Source organism: Pseudomonadota bacterium (assembly GCA_018242545.1).
Lineage (GTDB): Bacteria > Pseudomonadota > Alphaproteobacteria > 16-39-46 > 16-39-46 > 16-39-46.
This window is the reverse complement of the sequence record JAFEBT010000001.1, coordinates 1-22,166: the sequence shown is the minus strand read 5'-3', so window position 1 is coordinate 22,166 and position 22,166 is coordinate 1. Positions and strand designations below refer to the sequence as shown.

The window sequence follows — 22,166 nt, the reverse complement described above, 5'->3', positions numbered from 1 at the left end:
AATTTATACAAGATATTTTGATGAGAGTTTCAGTAGAAGCTGTTTCGTAATTATTAACTGCAAGACATGTATTTGGAGCTTCTGATGGTGATAAAATTGTAGCAGTTGGAGGATTTTTTATTCAAACTCCTCATAAACTTTTACATAGATCCACTTTTTGGGGAATGTATGTAAAGCCAGAGGCAAGAGGGTAGTTGATAAAATCACTGAAACTGCATCAAAATATACAAATCAGATTCATTGTTCTGTCCTTGTAAATAATGAATCAGGTATTAGACTATACGAAAAATATGGTTTCAAAACTTATGGTACTGATCCTAGGCATCTTAAACTAGACGGTACATTTTATGATGAATATATGATGGTTCTAATGCTGAGCTAACTAACAAATATCTGAGATAGGTTCAGTAAAAAATAAAGGATAGAAATTATGAAAAGAGTTCTTCTCTTACTGAGATATGTTGGGTGCATTTATTTAATTTTTCTTTTGGGGATGAGGGGATGGGAAATATGACAGATATTTTTAATTTAAATGGCAAGACGGCTCTTATAACAGGAGCCTCTAGTGGGCTTGGAAAACAATTTGCAAAAACACTTGCGAGTGCCGGGGCAAAGGTTATTTTAGCAGCTCGTCGAACAGATCTTCTTGAAGAGATCGTAAAAGATATTCAGGCTCAAGGATATCAAGCGCGGGCGATCACACTTGATGTGAAAGATCAAAAGTCGGTAAAGGAAGCTATCCAATTTCTAACAAGCCAGGGAGAGAAAATAGATATTCTTATAAACAACGCAGGGATCGCAGGCTTTACGCCTGTGTTTGCAGATAAAGACGCCCAGGTCTTTGAGGATATTATGAACACGAATGTGCTAGGCATCTGGTATATGACGAAAGAGGTTGCAACCCATATGAAAGAAAAGAAGATCGAGGGATCCATTATTAACATTGCCAGTATCTACGGGATGAACAAATTGGAAACCCAACAAACAGCCTATTGTGCATCCAAGGCAGCGGTTATTCAAATGACGAAGGCCCTGGTCGGAGAATTGTCACCTTATAACATTCGTATTAACTGCATTGCACCGGGATATGTTTTAACGCCGATGGTTCCAAAATGGGTAGAAAAGAAGCATGAAGATAAACAGATAAGTGGAACCATTCCTCAAAACTTCTTGGCGACGCCTAAAGATTTGGATGGTCTTCTTCTTTATTTAGCATCAAATAAGGCATCGACATATATGACGGGATCCTGTATCACCATCGATGGAGGGAGCTCATGGGGAGGATAGAATTTTATAGAAAGGCACTCGGCTAATTTGGAAAATAGAGAAGGAAGAAACATTTAAAATGGATTAACACATAAAATATATGGCAATCATAAATGACAGATAAAATAACGCTTTTTTGGTTTAGACAGGATCTCAGGATTTCAGACAACCCTGGACTTTTTGAAGCGGCCAAGAGGGGGCCTGTTATGCCTATTTATATTTTGGAGGAGGACATACTTAATTCCTTTAAGAGGGGAAGTGCCAGTAAGTGGTGGTTAAATCAATCCTTAGCGATGCTTAATAAGGCTTTGAATAACAATTTAAATCTTTATAAAGGAAATCCTAAAGATCTTCTTCTTGAAATAATTCAAAAAAATTATATTGAGGCTGTTTTTTGGAATACATGTTTTACACCTTGGCATCTTAAAAAGGATGATGAAATTATCGCATGTTTAGAAGGTAAGGGAATAAAATCATATTGTTTTAACGCTTCTTTGCTTTGGGATCCTTCAAAAATTTTAAAAAAAGAAGGTTCTTTCTATAAAGTTTTCACACCTTTTTATCAACAGGGATGTCTTAGGTCTCTTTCTCCAAGATATCCTCTTCCAACGCCTGAAAAATTGATTTTGATAAAAGATAATGTCAATCCAACAACACTTTCTGATCTTAATCTTCTTACTTCTAAGAAATGGTATCAATCTTTAGCGCTTCATTGGAAAGTCGGTGAAAAAGCCGCTCAGAATAAACTGGAAAGTTTCCTAGATCAAGGTTTGCAAGGGTACAAAGAAGGAAGAAATTACCCAGCTCAATTTCATACATCAAGACTTTCTCCATATTTGCACTTTGGAGAAATTTCTCCAAACCAAGTGTGGCACGCAATTCAGTCTAAAAACCTTTATCCTGGACTTGAAAAAGATGTTGAGAGCTTTTTAAGGGAATTGGGTTGGCGAGAGTTTTCTTCCTATTTGCTTTATCATTTTCCAACTTTGCCCGATGAAAATTTTCAAAGTAAGTTTAATGATTTTCCTTGGGAAGAAAATAAATCACTTCTAAAAGCTTGGCAAAAAGGTCAAACGGGATATCCTCTAGTAGATGCTGGAATGAGAGAACTCTGGCAAACAGGCTATATGCATAATCGGGTGCGGATGGTCGTTGCTTCTTTTTTGGTTAAAAATCTTCTTTTGCATTGGCGTTATGGAGCAGACTGGTTTTGGGACTGTTTAATCGATGCTGATCTTGCAAATAATAGTGCCAGCTGGCAATGGGTTGCTGGATCTGGAGCGGATGCAAGTCCTTACTTTAGAATTTTTAATCCTGTTCTTCAGGGGAAAAAATTTGATCCTAAAGGAGAGTATACCTGTCAATATGTTCCAGAGCTCAAGAGTTTACCAAAAAAATACTTGTTTAATCCTTGGGATGCACCTGCAGAGATTTTAAAATCTGCCGGTGTTGTTTTAGGTCAAAATTATCCTTATCCTATTGTCGATTTAAAACAGTCTCGGTTAAGGGCGCTTAAAGCTTTTAAGATGATTTCAAAATAATCTTTCTCTTTCATTTAAGAAATGATAACTCCTTAAAAAATGCTGGATAAAGTATAAGGGCGAACGTGTGAATAATTCAGTCGAAAAAAAATATGATGTTGTTGTGATTGGAGCAGGTGCAGCAGGGTTAATGGCAGCAGCAACAGCTGGCCAACGAGGGCGTAGGGTTATTCTTCTTGAACATACTTCTAAAATTGGGGAAAAAATTCGTATTTCGGGAGGTGGACGCAGTAATTTTACCAATCTTAATGCCTCTCCTTCTACTTATATTTGTCGCAATAAACACTTTATCAAAGCAGCTTTGGCGCGTTATACGCAACATGATTTTATTAAACTCGTTGAGTCTTATAATATTGCCTACCATGAAAAGACATTGGGACAATTATTTTGTGATGGGTCCTCTAAGCAAATTATAAACATGATGGTAACGGAATGTCATAAAGGAAGCGTTGAGATTCTTCTTAAGTGTTCTGTTCTTCAGATTGAGAAGAAAGAGAACTTTCATATTCACACAACAGAAAATACAATTGAAGCCGATTCAGTTATTATTGCAACAGGGGGGCTTTCGATTCCAGCAATCGGCGCAACAGATTTTGGATATCAGATTGCACGGCAATTTGGACTGAAGGTTTTAGTAACAAAACCAGGTTTAGTTCCTTTAAAAGTTGAAGGAGAAATGCGAGAAGTATTTTCTAAACTGAGTGGTATTTCTCTTGATGCTCTTGTCTCTTATGAGGATATAAATTTTAGAGAAAATATTCTCTTTACCCATCGAGGACTTAGTGGGCCTGCAATTTTACAAATCTCCTCCTATATGAAAAAATTCCATCGTGAAGAAATTACGATCAATTTATTGCCCACCTTAGATTTAAAAAAGGAATTTTTAAGCCATAAAAATAGCCTCCAAACAGGAGCTAATTTTTTAAAAACTTTTTTCCCGAATCGGTTTGTGGAAGAAATGGTCCTTTCATCAGATTGTGATCAAAGAATGACAGACCTTAAAAAGAATACCTTACTTGCGCTTGCAGATCATCTTCATAACTTTAAAGTTATTATTGAGGGAAGCGAAGGATATCAAAAAGCTGAGGTAACGGAAGGGGGGATTGATACAGATGAATTGTCTTCAAAAACCATGATGACCCACAAAGTTCCAGGATTATTTTTTATAGGTGAGGTGGTTGATGTGACAGGATGGCTTGGGGGATATAATTTCCAGTGGGCCTGGTCTTCTGGATACTCTGCGGGGCTTTATTGTTAAGAATGCAATAAAAGCAATAAAGATTTAAAATAAAGTTGAGCCAAAAATAAATAATCTTTTATGTTGAAAGATAAGAAGATACATGTCTCTTATCCTCGCGCTCTTAGAATGCGTCCTTTTTGACGGTTCCAATCACGTTCTTTTTCGGTTGCACGTTTATCTGCTTTTTTCTTTCCTTCAACAAGCCCAAGTTCAACTTTAGCCCGCCCTTTTTCATTAAAATAGAGTGAGAGAGGAACGAGTGTCATTCCTTGTCGGCGGATGGCTGCAATTATTTTATTAATTTGACGTTTTTTTACAAGAAGTTTTCGTGGCCTTTTAGGGGCATGCCCAAAATGTTTTGCTTGCGGGCATTCTGAAATAAACATATTGAGGAGATAAAGCTCTTCGTTGTCATGGGTAACATAGGAATCTTCAATATTGGACTTTCCATGGCGTAAAGATTTGACCTCACTTCCCATGAGGATAATACCTGCTTCAAATCGCTCGGTAATAAAAAAATTATGGCGGGCTTTGCGATTTTGGGCAATAATCTTGGAGGCAGAATTTGTTTTGCTCATATGAATCAAGAACTCTAGGTTAAAAGATGATTTTAAAGCTTATGGTAAATCGAATAGGACTTCAAGACGTTGTTCTCAAAAAATGCCTCTCTCTATGTTTTTTTTGGGGGGCCGTATATTTTCTTTTTTTCTTCCATGATTTGCATGCACAAGGAACATTAAGAGAAAAAAAAAGTGGTCGCCCTTCATGTTCTCTTGCTTTAAAAGATATAAACTTAGGAAAAAAGGTATCTCAAAGTCTTCCAAAAGAATGTGTGCTCGTTCATAAAATTTTTTTGTGGCAGAAATATCGAAAAGATCCTCCAGAAGCTTCTTTTTCTGAGATTGTGGACTTTATAAATCAAAATCCAACCTGGCCTAACCATCTTTTAAAAAAGAGAGCGGAAAAAGCACTGAATGACCAAACACCTGCAGGTGATATTATAAAATGGTTTTCGAAAAATGCTCCTCTCACCGCGAAAGGAGGATATTATTATGCGTGTGCATTAGAATCTCAAAAAACACTGAGAAAAAATCAAAAAGGACTTTTGCCGGCCCTTGTCCAAAAAATTTGGCATTCTTTTGATTTTGAAGAAAAAAAACTTGAAACAAAATTTTTGAAACGGTTTAGGAAATTTCTTGGAGAAAAAGACCATTTAGAAAGGCTAAATCGTTTAATTGTGGAAGAAAAAGAGCATGAAATTCCTCAAATGAAAAAGTTTCTTGGTGGGCATCATCATAAATTAATTGATGTTCGTTTGGCCTTTTTAAAAAATGTTAAAGTAGGAGAATTGCTCTTTAAGAAATTGCCAACTCATTTGAAAACAATTCCGGGCCTGATTCACGACCGTATTAAGTTCCTGATTAAAGAAGAGCGTTATGAAGAAGTGTATCCTCTTTTAAAACAAAATCTTAAATCTCTTTTTCTATCAGCATCTCTTTGGAAAGAGCGGCATATTTTTGTAAGGGATGCTTTTCGAGATGGTTGGCATGGAAGAGAGATTTATCAAGCGCTTTTATCCCATGGTCTTGAATCTGGAGGCGATTTTTCAGATGCAGAATTTTTACTTGGATTTGTAGCTCTAACGTCTTTAAAAAAACCAAAAGTTGCTTTGAACCATTTTGAGAAAATTTATGCAGGTGTCGAAAGACCCATCTCGAAAACACGTGCCGCATATTGGGCAGGTCGGGCGGCAGAAGCTGCTGGAGAAAAGGCATTAGCGGTCAAATGGTACCAGAAGGCGGCAAAGCATCCAACGCTCTTTTATGGACAAGAAGCACTCATAAAACTTAAAAAACCCCTTTCTCTTAAACTTCTTAACCATTTTCCAATTTCACCTCAAAAGCGAAAATCTTTGGAAGCACAAGATCTTATGAAAGCGATAACACTTTTAAAAGAGAATGGCCTTGAGAATTATCTTCCTTTATTTTTAGAACATGCTGCAGAAAATGCAAAAAACCCAGAAGAACGTGCTTTTATTCTTGAGCTTACCAACAAAGTAGCTCCCCATCTTTGTGTCCCAATCACGCGTGTTCTTGTTCAAAGAGGAGATGTGTTATTGAAGCCAGCATATCCTCTTATTGCAATTGAAAACTCTCTTTTTGGAGAGTATTTTAAGCCAACTCATAAAGCTTTTGCGCTTTCTATTATTCGAAAAGAAAGTTCTTTTAATGAAGGACTTGTGAGCTCGAAAGGAGCAACAGGACTCATGCAAATTAAACCAGAAACAGCTCAAGATCTCATTTCTAAAAATAAGCTTAATTTTTCAGGAGACATGGACAGATGCCTTAAGGATCCAAAGAAGAATCTAAAATTGGGATGTACATATCTTGATAATTTATTTGAATTATTTGATGGGTCTTTATATCTTGTTGCCGCAGCTTATAATGCAGGTCCCGGAACGCTTGAAAAATGGCTTGAAAGATATGGAGATCCACGGGAAAAAGGAAGTGATATTGTGGCTTGGATTGAATCTCTTCCCTATGGAGAGACACGTAATTACATTCATCGTGTGATTGAAGCAACGCGCGTGTATCAAGAACATTTTAAAAGCATACAAAAGAGACCTAAAGAGATTTCAAAATGATGATTCTTTTTCTCTTTTTGAAGAAAAGGAAGCTCATTTAATATTCAAAGGATGATGCTTTAAAAGTTCTTGAAGAATGTAAATTCGGATAAAACTTGATAAATTTGCGGAGGAATGGCTTTTTAAAAGCTCTTCCTCAATGTCAGAAATGAGGGTGGAGACAGCTTTTTTTTGAATTTTTGCAAAATGATTCAAGGCCTCCCAAAAAAGGGGCTCCAAAGAAATACTGGTTCGATGCCCCTTTAAGGTTACAGAATACTTTTGAATAAAAGGAGTCATGAAATTTTAACTCCAATTAGAGTTATTTTTTCTTGCGAAAAGCATCAAGTGTAATAACTTTCCCCTCTTGAGAAGCCTCTTTTTGAGAAGAATCGATGGATTCTATTTTTTCTTTTTTTCCTTTTTTAGGCTTTACAATTTCCTTTTGTTCTATTTCTTCTGGTTCTTCTTCAATTTCAACAGGATCAAATTGAAGGCTAAATTTAACAGAAGGATCCGAAAACCCAATGATGGCAGCGTAGGGAATAACCAGCTTTTCTTTAATATTACTGAAGCTTAAAGTAACGGAGAAAGAGTGTTCTCTTACATGAAGATCCCAAAACTGATGTTGTAAGACAATGGTGACACTTTCTGGATAACGCTCTTTAAGATACTCAGACATTTCAACACCTGGAAAATAGGTTTGAAATGTAATATAAAAGTGGTGATTGCCAGGAAATCCGGTTTTTTCAACTTGTTTCAGAGCGTCATGCATCACCGAACGTAAAGCATTTTGAACAATGTCTTCATAAGGAATGGTCGATAATTCTTTTGTCATGGGACTCCTAAGATAAAATAGAGGGTTCGGATGAAAATATACGCCTTAAAAAGGCATTAATTTTTTATAGTAAGGCGCTCGAAAACTCTTTTTTTAAAGAAGGAATGAGAGCGCCAATTTTTAAAGTTAGGCTGAAGAACTCATAATTCTACTCGGAAAATAAATTTAGTCAACATTCTATTTTTTTGTCGCTAGCACCCGATATGTCCAATATAAATAGAGCACGATATGTCCAATATAAATAGAGCACGATTTGTCCGATTTATATACTTCCCTGTCTAGACAGAGAGGTATATAAAATATTGCTCATCTCCAAATACTTTTAGGGCGCTTTCCGTATTGCCCACAAGATGCTTTCCTCTTATTGACAGATGAAAAGGTCCATTATATGGTGAATTTGTTTAAAGTTTTTAGTAATTTTTTTGGCAGAGTTTTATAGATTAGGGTTACAAGCCACCCCTTTTAAAGGTTTAAAATGAGAGCAGCTTTTCCATCTCTTCGTTTAAGGCGATTACGCCAAAATCCAGCGATAAGAGCTCTGATTCGAGAAACCGAATTAAATCTGCGGGATCTTGTTCTTCCTCTTTTTATTAAAAGAGAGATAGGTGAAAAGCACCCGGTTGCTTCCATGCCAGGGCATTTCCAAATTCCCTTAAGCCTTTTAGATCAAGAGATAAAAGAAATTAAAGATCTGGGAATTTCAACGATTATGCTCTTTGGTGTCCCAAATTCTAAAGATGAATTTGGCTTGGATTCATACTCAGACCAAGGCATTATGCAAAAAGCGATACGAAAAGTTCGCGCTATAGATTCTGATCTTTTAATTATGTCTGATATTTGTTTCTGTCAGTATACAGATCATGGACACTGCGGCATTTTAAGTGATCATACAGGCAAAATTGATCTTCATAATGACAAAACCCTAGAGCTTCTTGTGCGTCAGGCTGTGAGTCATGCGCAAGCAGGAAGTAATGTCTTATGTCCCAGTGGTATGGCTGATGGTGCTGTCGGGGCAATACGTCAAGCTTTAGATCTTGCAGGATTTGAACATGTTGCCATTTTAAGCCATGCCGTGAAATATGCCTCTTCTTTATATGGGCCTTTTCGTTTTGCAACAGAGGGAGCCCCTTCTTTTGGGGATAGAAAAACCTATCAAATGGATCCCGCCAATGCGGCAGAAGCACTTGGTGAAGCTCATTCGGATGTTCGTGAAGGCGCAGATATGTTGATGGTAAAGCCCGCACATGCTTATTTGGATGTTATTTATCGCATAAAACAAGCCTATCCTTATATTCCTCTTGGAGCGTATCATACCAGTGGAGAATTCGGAATGTTAAAAGCAGCTTCTGAAAAAGGATGGTGTGATGAAAGAAAGGCTGTTATGGAAATATTGACGTCTATTCGTCGTGCAGGCGCTGATTTTATTGTTTCTTACTACACAAAAGAAGTTGCTGAATGGGGTATTTTACCCCGTTAACTAAAAAACAAGACTTGTACCTTTTGGGAATCATGGTATAAAGCCTTGTATTTAAGTATTCGTTTGTAGGATGAAAGAGGAGAAATCGGATGTCTTCTGAAAAAGAGTCAAAACCTTTTCTAATAGATGCAAAAGCTGTTAGGACATTAGCGCGTATTTTAAATGAAACCAATCTTTCTGAAATCGAATATGAACTTGATTCAGGTCGTATAAAGGTTGTTCGTACGGGGGCCTCTCAGATAACTCAAATTCCGTCTTATTCTTCCCCACACCATGTTTCCATTTCTCCTTCTTCTGTTCCTGAGCCTTCTGAAAATCTTTCCATTCCTCCGTCTCACGAGACAGATTGGTCAACACATCCCGGTGTTTTAAAATCACCTCTCGTTGGGACGGCTTATTTATCTTCTCAACCGGGAGCTGACCCTTTTATAAAAGAAGGAGACCAGGTTCCCGAAGGACATACGCTTCTTATTTTAGAAGCAATGAAGGTCATGAATCCCATTCGCGCTCCAAAATCAGGGAAAATTTTAAAAATACTTGTTCAAAATGCGCAGCCTGTTGAATTTGGAGAACCTTTGGTTGTGATTGAATAAGTTATATGCGCTCGCGCATTCTTTATGAGCCGTAAATGTCAGGAAAGCCCATGTTTAAAAAAATTCTCATTGCAAATCGAGGTGAAATCGCGCTGCGTATCCATAGAGCTTGTAAGGATATGGGAATTAAAACAGTTGCTGTTCATTCAACAGCAGATAACCAAGCAATGCATGTAAGATTAGCAGATGAGAGTGTTTGTATTGGCCCTCCCATGTCTAAGGAAAGTTATCTTAATATTAAGGCAATTTTGTCAGCTGCTGAAATCACAGGAAGTGATGCCATCCATCCAGGGGTTGGATTTCTTTCTGAAAATGCAGCATTTGCGTCTATGGTCGAAGAACATGGATTTACTTTTATTGGGCCAACATCTGATCACATAAAAATGATGGGAGATAAAATTACGGCAAAAGAAGCTGTTTTAGCTGTGGGGATTCCTGTTGTCCCAGGCTCAGCCGGGGCCCTTGAAAATAATGAGCAAGCGGCTTTATTGGCTCAAAAAATGGGTTTTCCTGTTTTGATTAAAGCTGCGGCTGGAGGCGGTGGAAAAGGAATGCGTGTGTCGTATAATCTTGAAGATCTTGAAGAAGCTCTAACGCAAGCGCGGGGGGAAGCGCGGGCTTCTTTTGGAAGCGACGAGGTCTTTTTAGAAAAGTATCTTGAACATCCACGTCATATAGAGGTTCAAGTTATTGCAGATACCCATGGAAATGTTGTTCACTTGGGGGAACGTGATTGTTCTATCCAAAGACGCCATCAAAAAGTGTGGGAAGAGGCACCTTCACCCGCCATTAGCGCAAGCCAGAGGATGGAATTGGGTAAAATTGTGACGAAAGCGATTAAAAAATTGGGATATCGCGGCGTTGGAACACTTGAGTTTTTATATGAAAATGGCGAATTTTATTTCATTGAAATGAATACACGCTTGCAAGTTGAGCACCCTATTAGTGAGTATATCACGGGTGTGGATCTTGTTAAGGAGCAAATACGTGTTGCTGCAGGATTACCTCTTTCTTTCACGCAAGAAGATATAATGTTCAAAGGACATGCGATTGAATGTCGGATAAATGCAGAAAATTCTGAGACATTTATGCCAAGTCCCGGGAAAATCCTTGAGTATCATGCGCCAGCAGGACCTTTTGTGAGAATTGAAAGTGGTCTTTATGCTGGATATCAAGTTCCTCCTTATTATGATAGCCTTGTGTCAAAGTTGATTGTCTATGGAGAAACACGTGAAGAATGTATTCGCCGTTTAAACCGAATTATAGGGGAATATGTGATCCATGGAATTGACACGACCCTTCCACTTCATAAGAAACTTACGGAAAATATAGATATCCAGAATGGAAATTATGATATTCATTGGCTTGAAGATGTATTTTTTAAAGGCCTTGAAAAAAAATGAAAAAAGCCCTTTTCATTTTTTCTTTTTAAGTCCCACAACTTGCTGGAGATCTTGTAAAAGAGTTTCAATAATTTTCATAAGGTCTTTATGCTCATTGGGAAAATAAATACATTTATTCAATTGAAACGTTCTTTTTATAAAAAGAGAATTTCCTTTTAGCTGGTAGTCACTCCGATAAAGCCCTGCAGAATTTTCAACATGTTTTGAAAGAGGAAGATGAAAAACATCCATTGCATCTGAGAGAAGAAGCTCAGAAGACCAATGATTTTTTCCTGCTATAAGAATAAGAGGATAAAGGCGTGGTTTAAGTGTAAAAATGCTTCTCATAAAAGGAAGCGCAAGACGCAAATCAAGCCCATAAGGAATTTGAAAGAATATTTCTTGAGGGAAAGTTATAATTTTAGGAGAGACCCATTCACCAGAGGCGATACAGTTTTCATCAAGTTTATAGGCGTTGTCAGAGTTGAAGATACCTGCTCCGCCTTCTGGGGTTAACTGAAGAATCGAAGAAGCACGTTCTTCAGGATTATCCGTTAACCTTGAGAAGAAAGCACGAAGATCTGTTGCGCTTGGGCCAGTTGTATCTATGGTATTCGCTCCTTCAAAAACCCCTGAATCTAGGAGTTTTAGTTTTGAAAAAACACGGTAAACATTTTTGGAAGATGTAAGCGGCGGTGTTCTTGTGACTTTCCCAGTTGCTTTTTGGTGATCATTTTGTTTGGGAATGGCAAGAACAACAAATTTATCATAAAGGCTTGGTGTTAAAACCCCAAAGGATTGGAAGCGAACCGTGGGATCAGCATAAATATTATATTTAGGCAGATAAATAATGATATGGTCAAAATAAGAAGCAACAGGAACATTTGGGTAAGTTGTCGATGAAGAGGAGTTAATGAGGGCACCATATGCATCTATTCCTTGCGCTTTTAAGAGAGCTTGCATCAAAAAAACTTGATCTTTACAATCGCCATATTTATTTTTTAAAATTTCTGGAAGAGGGTGGGGCACCACGGGACCTTTTGGATCAAGATAAACAGCAACATACGTAATATTTTGAGCTACCCAATTGTATATTTTTTGAGCAGCCTCTAAATCTTTTGACGTTCCTACAATTTTATTCGAAAGCTCCTGAATGTCTGGGGTTATAATCATAAGATTTTCACTTTGTTCTGCATAAATACGTCCACATGTTTCCCAATCTGGTAATGTAGATGCATAAAAGGCTGGCACAAGATCATCAGGAGAGATCATTGATGGTTCACTGTCATGCGCTTTACTATTGTGAAGTGTGGCTTTAAGAATATGTTTATGTGTTTTGGGATCCTCAATATCTTCGTAAGGAAAATTTCTTGCTTCAGCTGCTTGAAGAAAAAACATTTCTTTGGAGGGAGCCTCTATCATAATTTCCATAAAATCAGTTGGAAAAAAGAAATCTGGCTTCATTTCAGTGGAGAATCCCCAAGCTCCAAAATTTTTGATTAAAAATTCAAGCGTAAAGTTAATGCGGCTGCCGACACATAATTGAGGAAACAAAAGAGTGGTTGTAACGGTGTTGGAAAATCCAGGGGCTGTTTGGCTCGTGGGGGATGGTCTTGTAAAAATGTTTTCTTGGGGAAGAATAATTTTAGTTCCGTCCGGCTGCAAAACAAAAGCTTCTTTAATATTTAACGTCCGCATCTGAGGATCATATTCAGTGGGAATTTGTGTTGCCAATTCAATACCTTCAGGAGTTGAAATATCAATTTCAACATGGATAATTTGCTTTCCCGTTAAATCTGGGTTGAGCGTAATTTTATTTTTTTGAACATGATATGAAAAGGCAGGACTTTTTGCCTCACAAAAAAAAGGAGATAAGAATAAAAAAATAAATGTGATGATAAAAAGAGAGAAAAAGTTTTTCATGGCTGTTCTTCTTTCATAGAAATTTTAAAATAAGCACCTCACATCATTAGGAAGGTTGCTTCTATAAGTCAAGAACAGGAATTTCTAGGAGCTGCTCAAATTTTAGAAAAGGGGTTTTTTTTATAAATATACCTAAAAAATAAAATTTAAAATCACAATAAAAAGAAAAAAAGATATTTTAAGAGCTTCATTTTAGAGTTTCTTTTCGTTATGATGAAGTCGAAAATTCTCTTTATGGAATTTTAAAGACGATAATAAGAGGATTATATATTTATAGGGATAAGGATTAAATCTGTGCTCGGTATTATTCTTGTTACGCATGGAAAACTTGGGGAAGCTCTTTATGAGACACTTACGCATATTATGGGCCCCCAATCTCATATTGCTGTTTTATCTGTCGATTCAGAAAATTCAGTGGCAGACTATCCTGGCAAAATACTCTCGCTTATCGAGTCTGTGGATCAAGAGAAAGGTGTTATCCTTTTAACTGATATGTTTGGAGGCACTCCTTCAAATCTTGCTATTTCTGCTTTAAGCTGTGATAGGCCTCTTGAGGTCATTGCAGGTGTTAATTTACCACTTTTTATTAAGCTTGTGGAAATAAGAGGAAATACGTCTCTTGAAGATGCTGTTTTAATTGCCCAAGAAGCGGGACGTAAGTACATTCATAGTGCTTCATCTCTTTTAAAGAATTAAACTTTCTATGATGTTAAAGTTTGCATATAATGAATAATCAATTATTTACTCAGTTTGTAACAGAATCTATTGAAATTAAAAATCAAAAAGGGTTGCATTCGCGCGCAGCTGCAAAATTTGTAAAAGTTGCTAATGCATTTAAAGCAGAAACATTTGTTCAGAAAGATGATTTAATTGTTTCTGCACACTCAATTATAGATCTTTTAATGTTAACAGCGGGAAAAGGAACAAAGCTCGTTTTAAAAAGTTCTGGAAGCGAAGCACGAGAAGCTTTGAAGGCGCTTAAAAATCTTGTTCTTGAAAAATTTCAAGAAGATTAAATTTTGATTTCTAATGATTGGATAAAGGATGGCATTATATTTATTAGGTCTTTGGGGAGGGATAGCAGCGTGTTGTTCTTTTCTTTTGACAAAATTTATGATTCGAATCAACATTCAAGATGTTCCCAACAATCGTTCTTCCCATCTAAAAGTAACTCCAAAATCCGGAGGTATTGCCGTTGCGGTGCCCTTTTTAGGAGCTCTTTTTCTTTATAATACTTTTTTTGCTTTTTCTCTTCCTTTTGTTATCCCCATACTGATTGCTTCAATTATTATTGTGATTATGGGGATTTGGGACGATATGAAAGGATTATCTTGGCGTGTCCGCCTCGGTTTTCAAGGAGGAGTTGCTCTTTTTATAGTGGGGTTAGGTCTTTATTTTAAAACGCTGTTTCTTCCTTATTTTGGGATTGTCCCATTAGGAATTTGGGGAGGGGTACTTTCTGGGTTGGGAATGGTTGCTTTTATGAATTTCTATAATTTTATGGATGGGCTTAATGGACTTACAATTGGTTCAACACTTATTGGACTTTTCTTTTATGGAATTATCATTCTTTGTTTAAATTTTGAAAATCAAAGTAGTTTAACATTTTTTTGTATTTTCTTTTTAATTCTAACGCTTCTTCCTGTTTTCTTTTTTAATTTTCCACATGGGAAGATTTTTTTAGGGGATGCAGGAAGTCAATTTTTAGGACTTATTCTTTTTTTAATAGGGGTTATTGGAACATCTGAATTTCCAGAAACTTTTCAAGAAAATGGCCAAGAGATGGCGGGTATATCTCCTTTTTTAATTCCTCTTCTATTTTTCAATTTTATTTTTGACGGCTTGTTGACTTTAATTTTGCGCGCTTTGCGAGGTCGAAAAATTTGGGAAGCTGATCGAAATCATCTTTTTCATATGCTTCTCGATAAAGAGATATCTGCTCAAGGCGTTTCCTATATTCATTTTGTTTTTTTTATAATCCAAGGAATTGTTGCCTTTTATTTTACATTTTATGTACCTTTAAGATTTTTTATAGGAGGCATTGGACTCATTTTTATTCTTTATATATTCTATGCTTATTGGCTCTTACAAAAGCCTCAGTTAAAAAGAGATTTCCATGCGTGAGATTATTTTGGATACAGAATCAACAGGCCTTGATCCTGAAAAAGGACATCGGCTTATTGAAATTGGATGTGTCGAGTTTGTAAATAGGCTCCCAACTGGAAAAGTTTTTCATACGTATCTTAACCCTGAAAGAGATGTCCCTGAAGAAGCTTTTCGTATTCATAAACTTTCAACCGAATTTTTAAAAGACAAACCCCTTTTTTCTGAAATTTACAAAGATTTTTTAGTTTTTTTGGGGGAAGATCCGCTCGTCATACATAATGCAAGCTTTGATTTAAAATTTATTAACGCTGAACTTCAGCGCATGAACCTTCCTTTTATTCCTCTTTCGCGTGCGACAGACACAGTTCTTTTGGCGCGTAAAAAATTCCCGGGGTCTCCTGCAAATCTGGATGCTCTTTGTGCACGATTTAAAATTAATATTTCACAAAGATCTTCTCAAGGTCATGGTGCTCTCTTAGACGCACAGCTTCTTTCTAAAGTTTATATTGAACTTTTAGGAGGAAGACAAATTGAGTTATCCATTGGAAAAGAAAAGGAAAGAGAGAAAGAAAGTGCGGTTTTCTTAAAGAATGAACAAATGGTTATTCTTCCTCCTCGACCCCATGAACCAACACTTGAGGAAATTGCACGTCATAAGGAGTTATGTAAAAAACTCAAAAACCCCTTATGGAATTTGTTTAACGCTTAGAATTGAATTTTCTAAAAAGGATTTTTGATGATTTCTGAAGAGTATCTTAAGCTTTGCTTGGATAAAATTCCTTCTCCCTTTGATCAAAAAGATAAAGGGCTTCTAGAGTCAGGATGTGTTGAATCTTTAAAAATAGAAGATTTTAAAATTATTTGTGTCCTTTTTGTGCCACCTATAATGGAAGATAAACAAAAAAAAATTGATTCTCTGGTGAGCATTGTTAAAAAATGTCTTGAGACTCAAGCCCCTAAGTATGAAGTTTTCGTCATTACAACGAATGAACGTTCTTTAAAATCACCTTTAAAGCCTTGGGGTGTTCGGGAGGTTCACAATATTATTGCTGTTGCCTCTGGAAAAGGAGGGGTGGGAAAATCAACGATTGCTCTTAATCTTGCAATGGGCTTAAAAAATTTAGGTCTTAAGGTTGGTATTCTAGATGCAGATGTCTATGGTCCTTCGCTTCCCCATCTTTTCAATGTATATGAAAAACCACTGATGTATGAAGGCAAAAAATTTAAGCCTATTTTGAAAGAAGGATTGTCACTCATGTCCATGGGATTTTTGATGGATATGGAAGCTCCTCTTATTTGGAGAGGGCCTATGATTCAAGGCGTTATTACCCAACTTTTAACAGATGTTGATTGGGGAAATTTAGACGTTTTAGTGGTTGATTTGCCTCCAGGAACGGGAGATGTGCAACTGACGTTAGCTCAAAAAGTCCCACTTTCTGGAGCGGTCATTGTCTCAACGCCACAGGATATTGCTCTTCTTGATGCGCGCAAAGCCATGGGCATGTTTGAGAAATTAGAAGTTCCTATTCTCGGCGTGATTGAAAATATGAGTTTATTTATCTGTCCAAATTGTCATCATGGAACAGCCATATTTTCCCATGGGGGGGCACGGCAAGAAGCTGAAAAACGAAAACTTCCTTTTTTAGGAGAAATTGAATTGAGCTTAAAAATTAGAGAAGCTTCTGATTTAGGACTTCCTTTGAGCCAGGAGGAGGGGATTGCTTCTTCTTTTTTTCATATGGCTCAAAAGGTAAAATATCAGTTAGACAGACTTCATTTGAAACAAAATTAAAAGATAAGGTATGAAAATGAAATATTTTTTTAAAAAAGCAGGTTTTTGGAAAACTATTGTTTTCTTAAGTCTTGTGTCTCATCATATCACAGCTTTTGAAGGTGAAGAGGAATGGCAAGAAAGAGAGGGATTTCAGAGCATGCGGGTTTTGATTTCTGGATATGGAATTGCGGGAAAAACAATGGCAAATGTTTTTTTTAGAGCAGGTATTTGTCCAGATATTATTGAAAGAGATCAAAAAGAAAGTTTGAAAGAAGGAACAGGGATTGCGCTTCCTGCAAATGCAGTTTGGGCACTTCGAAAGTTGGGTTTTGAGAAAGAATTAAATGAAAGAGCTATGAGAATTAATAATATGTCTTTTTCAAAACCTGATGGAGAGATATTAACGACCCGATCTGTCTCAGATATTCATCCAGAAGGCATCCCTTTTATGGCTCTTCATCGAAAGTCTTTATCGGAAATGTTAGAATTTCCGATTTCTCATCTTCCTGTTTCCTATAAGACAACAGTTACAAAATTAGAAGAAAAAGAGCGTGAAGTTGTGGTCACCTTTAACACAGGGATAACAAAAACATATGATCTTGTAATTGGGGCAGATGGAATTCATTCTCAAATTCGATCCCTCCTTTATCCGCAGGCTTTGCACCCTATTTACCAAGGCATTTTTACATGGCGAACGGTTGTTGATTTAGAAGAAGGTCCTCAGAATCCTGTTTACATGATGGGAGCTAATACCTTTTTTCTTATTTATCCCATTGGAAAAGAGGGAGAGTATTATATTTATGCCCATCAAATGCGCGAAAAAAGAGAAAGAGAGACTCCTGAAAAAGAAGCTGCAACTTTTTTAGAAATTTTTAGAACTTATGGTGGTGATGTTCCTCGTATTCTGAAGAAAATTCATCCTCAAGATATTGTCACAGGGTTTATTGAAAATGTTTCAGAGGTATTGTGGGGAGAAGGGCGTGTTGTGCTTATGGGGGATGCCGCACATGCCTGTGCTCCTGGGCTCCAGCAAGGAGGAGCACAAACAATTGAAGATGGATTTGTTTGGAGCGAAGAGTTTCAAAGAGCCGGCATGTCTCTCGATGACATTATAAGGAACTTTAAAGCTCGTAGGCAGATGCGTGTGCAAAAAGTTGTTGAAGCCTCTAATATGCGCATGAAATTAATGAGCCAAGAGGATATGGAAACACGGTATCATGCAATTCGAGAAAATGGTCCTCTTAATCGGCCAGGGTTTATCACGATCATGCAAAGCAACCCTTAAAGAGTTTGGATGTGGCCTCCAAAAAGCCATTTTGAACAATAAACTTCTTTTTAGCTGGGATTAAAAAAGTTTATGGATATTCTTTTCTAAATTTTGAGTCATTTGAGAAATTTAATACATTTTGATGCTTGGAATATAAATCGTGTAAAGCTTTTTCAAGTTTTTGTAAGTACCCTATACATGGACTATATTGATTCTCCCTAATCTAGAACGCAGAAGATTGTAGATATAATCTTGATGATCTTGATCATATGATAAAATCCGAGTCTTTTGTCTATAATAGAAAAGACACAAGGGAGCAATTATTCATTAAAAAATTAAAAAAGAGCAGACAGAGCATGAGAACTTGTGCAATTATAAAAAAAGAATATGCTTTATTATGATTAAGGAGGACAAGGATCTAAATGGGTGCCTGGGCTTTAGAGGATATTTCTTGGGAAAAATTTACTCCTGAGCTTGTTAATCCAGACGTTCTGAAGGTTGTTAAGGCAGCGTCTTTGGTTGAATATAATGCAACAGATTATGAAAAATATTTAAACAATATTTTTCATAATGATCCTTTAATGAAAAAAGCTGTAAAAACGTGGACAATTGAAGAAATTCAACATGGTAAAGCGCTTGCTCAATGGGCGACTTTAGCAGATCCCACTTTTGATTTTGAAGCCGCTCTTAAGGTATTTCGCGAAGGATTTCAACTTGATCTTTATGCAGATACATCAACGCGGGGGTCTTTGAGCGGTGAGCTCGTTGCGCGGTGTGTTATTGAAACAGCGACAAGTTCTTTTTATACAGCTTTAAAAGATATGGCTCAAGAACCTGTCTTAAAAGAAATATGTGCCCATATTGCAGCAGATGAATTGCGTCATTATAAATTATTTTATACCCATCTTCAAAGATATCTCGAAACAGAACACTCTTCAAAGTTAGCACGTTTAAAGGTAGCGATCGGACGCATGCTTGAAGCTGAAGATGATGAGCTTGCGATGGCCTATTATGCTGCAAATGAAGCTTCTTCTGGTCCTTACAAACGATCTTTAAATGCAGCAGCTTATTTAAAGCGTGTCTATGGCTATTATGATAAAAGTCACGTAAGACGTGGCGTTTCAATGATTTTAAAGGCATCTGGATTTCCGCCTCAAGGTCTTTTATCCCATGTTTTTTTTGGAACGATTTGGATGCTTGTTACGTTTCGAAAGAAAGCCACTTCTTTAAAAAGATAAAAGTCAATATCTTTACAGAAAGTTATTTAAGTCGGATTTAACATTTTAAAAGAAATGGATTTTTTATGCAAAAATGGGCCTCAGAGGCACCGAGTTTTTATAAAAGTTCGTTAGGAATAAGAACACGGCGGGTTCTAAATCACGCTATTCAATCTGTTTGGCCGGATTTTAGATCTCATGCTTATGAAAAAAGTATTTTTGGATATGCATGGCCTTTCTTAAGAGGAGAGAAACTCTCTCTCCCTCTTATCTTTATGCCAGCCTTTATAGAAAAAAGGGAGGATCAAAGAAAGAATAAAGAAATAGATGTTCAAATCACACTTTGTGAAGAAACATTGCTTCCTCTTCAAGACAGATCGATGGAACGAATCTTAATCATTCATTGGTTGGAATACTCTAAAAATCCTTCAAAATCTTTGCGTGAGGTATGGCGCGTTTTAAAAGAGGAGGGTCGTGTTTTGCTTATTGTTCCCAATAGAAGTAGTCTTTGGGCTCAAAAAGAATCTGCTCCTTTTGAAAACACACATTCTTTTTTTCTTTCTGAAATTGAAAGTCTTTTGAAGGAAGCGTTTTTAACGCCCCTTACACTGCAAGGGGCTCTTTATATGCCGCCAACGTCTTCTCGATTTTTGCAGTCTTTTTTTCCACTTGTGGAACGGTTTTGCCGAAAACGACTTGAGGGAGGGTTGGGATTTTTTGCTGGTGTGTGGGTTATTGAGGCATCAAAGCAAATTTATGCTCCGATTTCTGAACGAGAGTCCGCTGATCTTAAAGACATTGTGTTTAATTCAAGGATTTCTTAAGAAGAGATCTATATACATCTTCATAGGCTTTAACGCATTTTTTGAGTGTAAAGTGTTTTTGGAATCGTTTAAGGCCTTCTTTACCCATGGAGGAATAACGCTCAGGATGATGATAAAGCTCTAAAATAGCTTTTGAAAGCGCCTCAGGATCATGGGGAGGGATAAGAAGACCCGTTTTTCCTGGAATAATGGCTTCTGAATTTCCGCCAACCTTTGTGGCTATAACAGGTAATGAGAAAGACATCATTTCAAGGAGTGCATTTGAAAATCCTTCTTCATGGGAAGGCAAAATACCTATAGAAGCTTTTAAAAGATAGGGTCGTGGGTCATGGCTGTCCAAGACCCACTCAATGTTGGTCTCAATCCCAAGTTCTTTGGCCTTCTGTTGGAGAAAAGAAAAAATTCCTCTGTCTTGGCCCACAAGCGTTAGGGTCCAATTTTCACCAAGGTCTTTTTTAATGAGGTTCAATGCTTTGAAAAGATCAAGATGCCCTTTATAAGGAATAAGGTTTGCAACGACAAGCATTTTAAAAGAGGGCGTTTCTGTTTTTAAAAAAGGTTTCTCAATGCTTTCAGGAAGCCCATTATAAATGAGGTGAATACGATTTTGAGGAACATTTTCTTCTTGAATGAGCTGTTTTTCAATTGCGTTGCTATTAACAAGGATGACATCACAAAAGGAATGAAGAAAGCGTTCGAGAGATAAAATTTTATACCTTTTTTGATAAAGATTTAAGGATCTGCGACTCATCATTAAAGGACCATGGAGTTTACAAAGCTTTCCTAAAACCATCCCAATGCAATAGGCCTTTGGTAAAAAAAAGTGTGTCAGCGTTTGTCGGTCTTTCCTAAAATCACGTATTAATAATTTTAGAATTTGAAAGAAGTGATACAAAGAAGAGGGGATTAATTTTTGAGAAGAGGGGGGTGGAAGAGATAGCAGAGTGATATTTGGATGATTAAAATGATCTTTTAAAGGAAGGTCATGGGAAAGCACTAAAAGCTTAATCTTCCATCCTTTTTGAGCAAGTGCTGGCAGAACATAAGAAAGATGCCGTTCAGCGCCTCCCATGGCAAGATAGGGAGCAATAATGCGAAGAGATTTGTGAGAGCTCATAAAATCGTTTTTCTGTTATGATACGAAACGGCTCAGAAAAGCCACATTCATTATACTATTAATTAAAGAAAAAATAACAAGATATTTCTTTTAAAAGGATGGCCTTTCTAGCCTTATCCAGTTTTTATAAAGAGGCGCTCGAAAACTCTTTCCTTTAGGACAAAGATGAGAGCGCCGATTTTAAAGCGGGTTGAAGAGCTGGTATGTTACTCGGGAAATAAATTTAGCCATCATTCCATTTTTTAGCCCATGGAATTAATTTTTGCTACTAAACGTATTATCGTTTTTGAATGAAAATTAGAAAAGTCTTTCAATTTAAACTAAAACCAAGCATTCCTCAGACTCAAGTTTTGAGGAACTATGTGGGCTGCGCATGTTTTGCATATAATAAAGCCCTTGCTCTTCAAAAAGAGATCTATGAAAAAGAGCAAAGAAAATTGAGCTATTCTGAACTCGCGCATTGCCTTGTTGTTTGGAAAAAAGAAGCAGAAACCTCCTTTTTAAAAGAACCCCCTGCTCAAATTCTGTAACAAAAATTGATGGATTTAGAAAAGGCCTATGTGAATTTTTTCAAAAAAAGAGCAGAACTTCCAAAATTTAAAAAGCGCGGAAGATGAGACACATGTCGTTTCCCGGACGCAAAACAAATTACTCTCGGTCAATAGAATAAGCGTGTTCACCTGCCTAAAATTGGATGGCTGCGATTTTGGAAAAGTCGAGATGTGACCGGAACTCTTAAAAACGTCACAATCTCCTATGAGGGAGGAGATTGGTTCATCAGTTTTCAAGTGGAGCAAGAGATTGAACCTCCCGTTCATCCGTCAACATCAATGGTTGGCATAGATTTAGGAATTACCCACTTTGCAACACTCTCAAGCGGGGAACATATTCCTGCGCTTAATAGTTTAAAAAAGCATACGAGTGCTCTCAAGCGCTCACAAAAGAAACTTTCACGCAAAAAGAAAGGAAGCCAAAATT

Annotated in this window: 22 protein-coding genes; 17 read left to right on the top strand and 5 right to left on the bottom strand. The window is 36.9% G+C overall.

Annotated features, from left to right (window positions below):
• Window positions 1-510: 510 nt before the first annotated feature.
• From JSS34_00110 to JSS34_00100, 3 genes are all read left to right on the top strand, one after another.
• Window positions 511-1,287: an SDR family oxidoreductase gene (locus tag JSS34_00110; GenBank protein ID MBS0184753.1), complete on the top strand. Its 777-nt coding sequence runs from the start codon at window positions 511-513 to the stop codon at window positions 1,285-1,287.
• 92 nt (window positions 1,288-1,379) lie between these two features.
• Window positions 1,380-2,807, top strand: a complete 1,428-nt coding sequence (locus tag JSS34_00105; GenBank protein ID MBS0184752.1) for a deoxyribodipyrimidine photo-lyase — start codon at window positions 1,380-1,382, stop codon at window positions 2,805-2,807.
• Between the two features lie 130 nt (window positions 2,808-2,937).
• Window positions 2,938-4,065, top strand: coding sequence for an NAD(P)/FAD-dependent oxidoreductase (locus tag JSS34_00100; GenBank protein MBS0184751.1), 1,128 nt, complete (start codon window positions 2,938-2,940; stop codon window positions 4,063-4,065).
• An 89-nt stretch (window positions 4,066-4,154) separates the two neighbouring features.
• On the opposite strand, the gene smpB is transcribed toward JSS34_00100, so the two are convergent.
• A complete protein-coding gene (smpB, locus tag JSS34_00095) occupies window positions 4,155-4,625 on the bottom strand; it encodes an SsrA-binding protein SmpB (protein MBS0184750.1) in 471 nt (156 codons plus the stop codon).
• A gap of 26 nt (window positions 4,626-4,651) precedes the next feature.
• On the opposite strand from smpB, the gene JSS34_00090 reads away from it, so the two are divergent.
• The gene (locus JSS34_00090; protein MBS0184749.1) at window positions 4,652-6,691 is read left to right on the top strand and encodes a lytic transglycosylase domain-containing protein; all 2,040 of its coding nucleotides are present in this window, start codon (window positions 4,652-4,654) and stop codon (window positions 6,689-6,691) included.
• A 33-nt stretch (window positions 6,692-6,724) separates the two neighbouring features.
• Here JSS34_00090 and JSS34_00085 read toward each other — a convergent pair whose 3' ends face one another.
• Both JSS34_00085 and JSS34_00080 read right to left on the bottom strand, forming a co-directional pair.
• Complete coding sequence (locus JSS34_00085) at window positions 6,725-6,958, bottom strand: ribbon-helix-helix domain-containing protein (GenBank protein MBS0184748.1); 234 nt, start codon at window positions 6,956-6,958, stop codon at window positions 6,725-6,727.
• Window positions 6,959-6,992: 34 nt separating this feature from the next.
• Window positions 6,993-7,508 carry a hypothetical protein gene (locus JSS34_00080; protein ID MBS0184747.1) on the bottom strand — a complete coding sequence of 172 codons (516 nt, stop codon included), beginning with the start codon at window positions 7,506-7,508 and terminating at the stop codon, window positions 6,993-6,995.
• Between the two features lie 475 nt (window positions 7,509-7,983).
• Here JSS34_00080 and hemB point away from each other — a divergent pair, with 475 nt between their 5' ends.
• The 3 genes from hemB (at window position 7,984) to accC (ending at window position 10,981) form a co-directional block, all read left to right on the top strand.
• Window positions 7,984-8,985, top strand: a complete 1,002-nt coding sequence (gene hemB / locus JSS34_00075) for a porphobilinogen synthase (GenBank protein MBS0184746.1) — start codon at window positions 7,984-7,986, stop codon at window positions 8,983-8,985.
• Window positions 8,986-9,074: 89 nt separating this feature from the next.
• The gene (locus JSS34_00070; protein MBS0184745.1) at window positions 9,075-9,578 is read left to right on the top strand and encodes an acetyl-CoA carboxylase biotin carboxyl carrier protein; all 504 of its coding nucleotides are present in this window, start codon (window positions 9,075-9,077) and stop codon (window positions 9,576-9,578) included.
• 50 nt (window positions 9,579-9,628) lie between these two features.
• The gene (accC, locus tag JSS34_00065; GenBank protein MBS0184744.1) at window positions 9,629-10,981 is read left to right on the top strand and encodes an acetyl-CoA carboxylase biotin carboxylase subunit; all 1,353 of its coding nucleotides are present in this window, start codon (window positions 9,629-9,631) and stop codon (window positions 10,979-10,981) included.
• Window positions 10,982-10,993: 12 nt separating this feature from the next.
• On the opposite strand, the gene JSS34_00060 is transcribed toward accC, so the two are convergent.
• Window positions 10,994-12,883, bottom strand: a complete 1,890-nt coding sequence (locus JSS34_00060; protein ID MBS0184743.1) for a DUF3857 and transglutaminase domain-containing protein — start codon at window positions 12,881-12,883, stop codon at window positions 10,994-10,996.
• A 294-nt stretch (window positions 12,884-13,177) separates the two neighbouring features.
• Between JSS34_00060 and JSS34_00055 the strand changes: the two genes are divergently transcribed.
• The 8 genes from JSS34_00055 (at window position 13,178) to JSS34_00020 (ending at window position 20,071) form a co-directional block, all read left to right on the top strand.
• Window positions 13,178-13,579, top strand: coding sequence for a PTS sugar transporter subunit IIA (locus JSS34_00055; protein MBS0184742.1), 402 nt, complete (start codon window positions 13,178-13,180; stop codon window positions 13,577-13,579).
• 29 nt (window positions 13,580-13,608) lie between these two features.
• Window positions 13,609-13,899 carry an HPr family phosphocarrier protein gene (locus JSS34_00050; protein ID MBS0184741.1) on the top strand — a complete coding sequence of 97 codons (291 nt, stop codon included), beginning with the start codon at window positions 13,609-13,611 and terminating at the stop codon, window positions 13,897-13,899.
• A 28-nt stretch (window positions 13,900-13,927) separates the two neighbouring features.
• Entirely contained in the window at window positions 13,928-15,007 is a 1,080-nt protein-coding gene (locus tag JSS34_00045) for a hypothetical protein (GenBank protein ID MBS0184740.1), read from the top strand.
• Window positions 15,000-15,698 (top strand): DNA polymerase III subunit epsilon, encoded by a 699-nt coding sequence (gene dnaQ, locus JSS34_00040; protein MBS0184739.1) that lies wholly within the window; start codon window positions 15,000-15,002, stop codon window positions 15,696-15,698. Before JSS34_00045 ends, dnaQ begins: the two co-directional genes overlap by 8 nt.
• Window positions 15,699-15,725: 27 nt before the next feature.
• A complete protein-coding gene (locus tag JSS34_00035; GenBank protein MBS0184738.1) occupies window positions 15,726-16,781 on the top strand; it encodes an Mrp/NBP35 family ATP-binding protein in 1,056 nt (351 codons plus the stop codon).
• Window positions 16,782-16,797: 16 nt separating this feature from the next.
• Complete coding sequence (locus JSS34_00030; protein ID MBS0184737.1) at window positions 16,798-18,048, top strand: FAD-dependent monooxygenase; 1,251 nt, start codon at window positions 16,798-16,800, stop codon at window positions 18,046-18,048.
• Window positions 18,049-18,452: 404 nt separating this feature from the next.
• Window positions 18,453-19,268: a ferritin-like domain-containing protein gene (locus JSS34_00025; GenBank protein ID MBS0184736.1), complete on the top strand. Its 816-nt coding sequence runs from the start codon at window positions 18,453-18,455 to the stop codon at window positions 19,266-19,268.
• A 65-nt stretch (window positions 19,269-19,333) separates the two neighbouring features.
• Window positions 19,334-20,071, top strand: coding sequence for a methyltransferase domain-containing protein (locus tag JSS34_00020; GenBank protein MBS0184735.1), 738 nt, complete (start codon window positions 19,334-19,336; stop codon window positions 20,069-20,071).
• Here the strand turns inward: JSS34_00020 and JSS34_00015 are convergent.
• Window positions 20,052-21,188: a glycosyltransferase family 4 protein gene (locus JSS34_00015; GenBank protein ID MBS0184734.1), complete on the bottom strand. Its 1,137-nt coding sequence runs from the start codon at window positions 21,186-21,188 to the stop codon at window positions 20,052-20,054. The two genes, JSS34_00020 and JSS34_00015, sit on opposite strands and share 20 nt — an antisense overlap.
• Window positions 21,189-21,478: 290 nt before the next feature.
• On the opposite strand from JSS34_00015, the gene JSS34_00010 reads away from it, so the two are divergent.
• The gene (locus tag JSS34_00010) at window positions 21,479-21,718 is read left to right on the top strand and encodes a helix-turn-helix domain-containing protein (GenBank protein ID MBS0184733.1); all 240 of its coding nucleotides are present in this window, start codon (window positions 21,479-21,481) and stop codon (window positions 21,716-21,718) included.
• Window positions 21,719-21,910: 192 nt separating this feature from the next.
• On the top strand, window positions 21,911-22,166 hold a 256-nt coding region (locus tag JSS34_00005), incomplete at its 3' end, for a transposase (GenBank protein MBS0184732.1).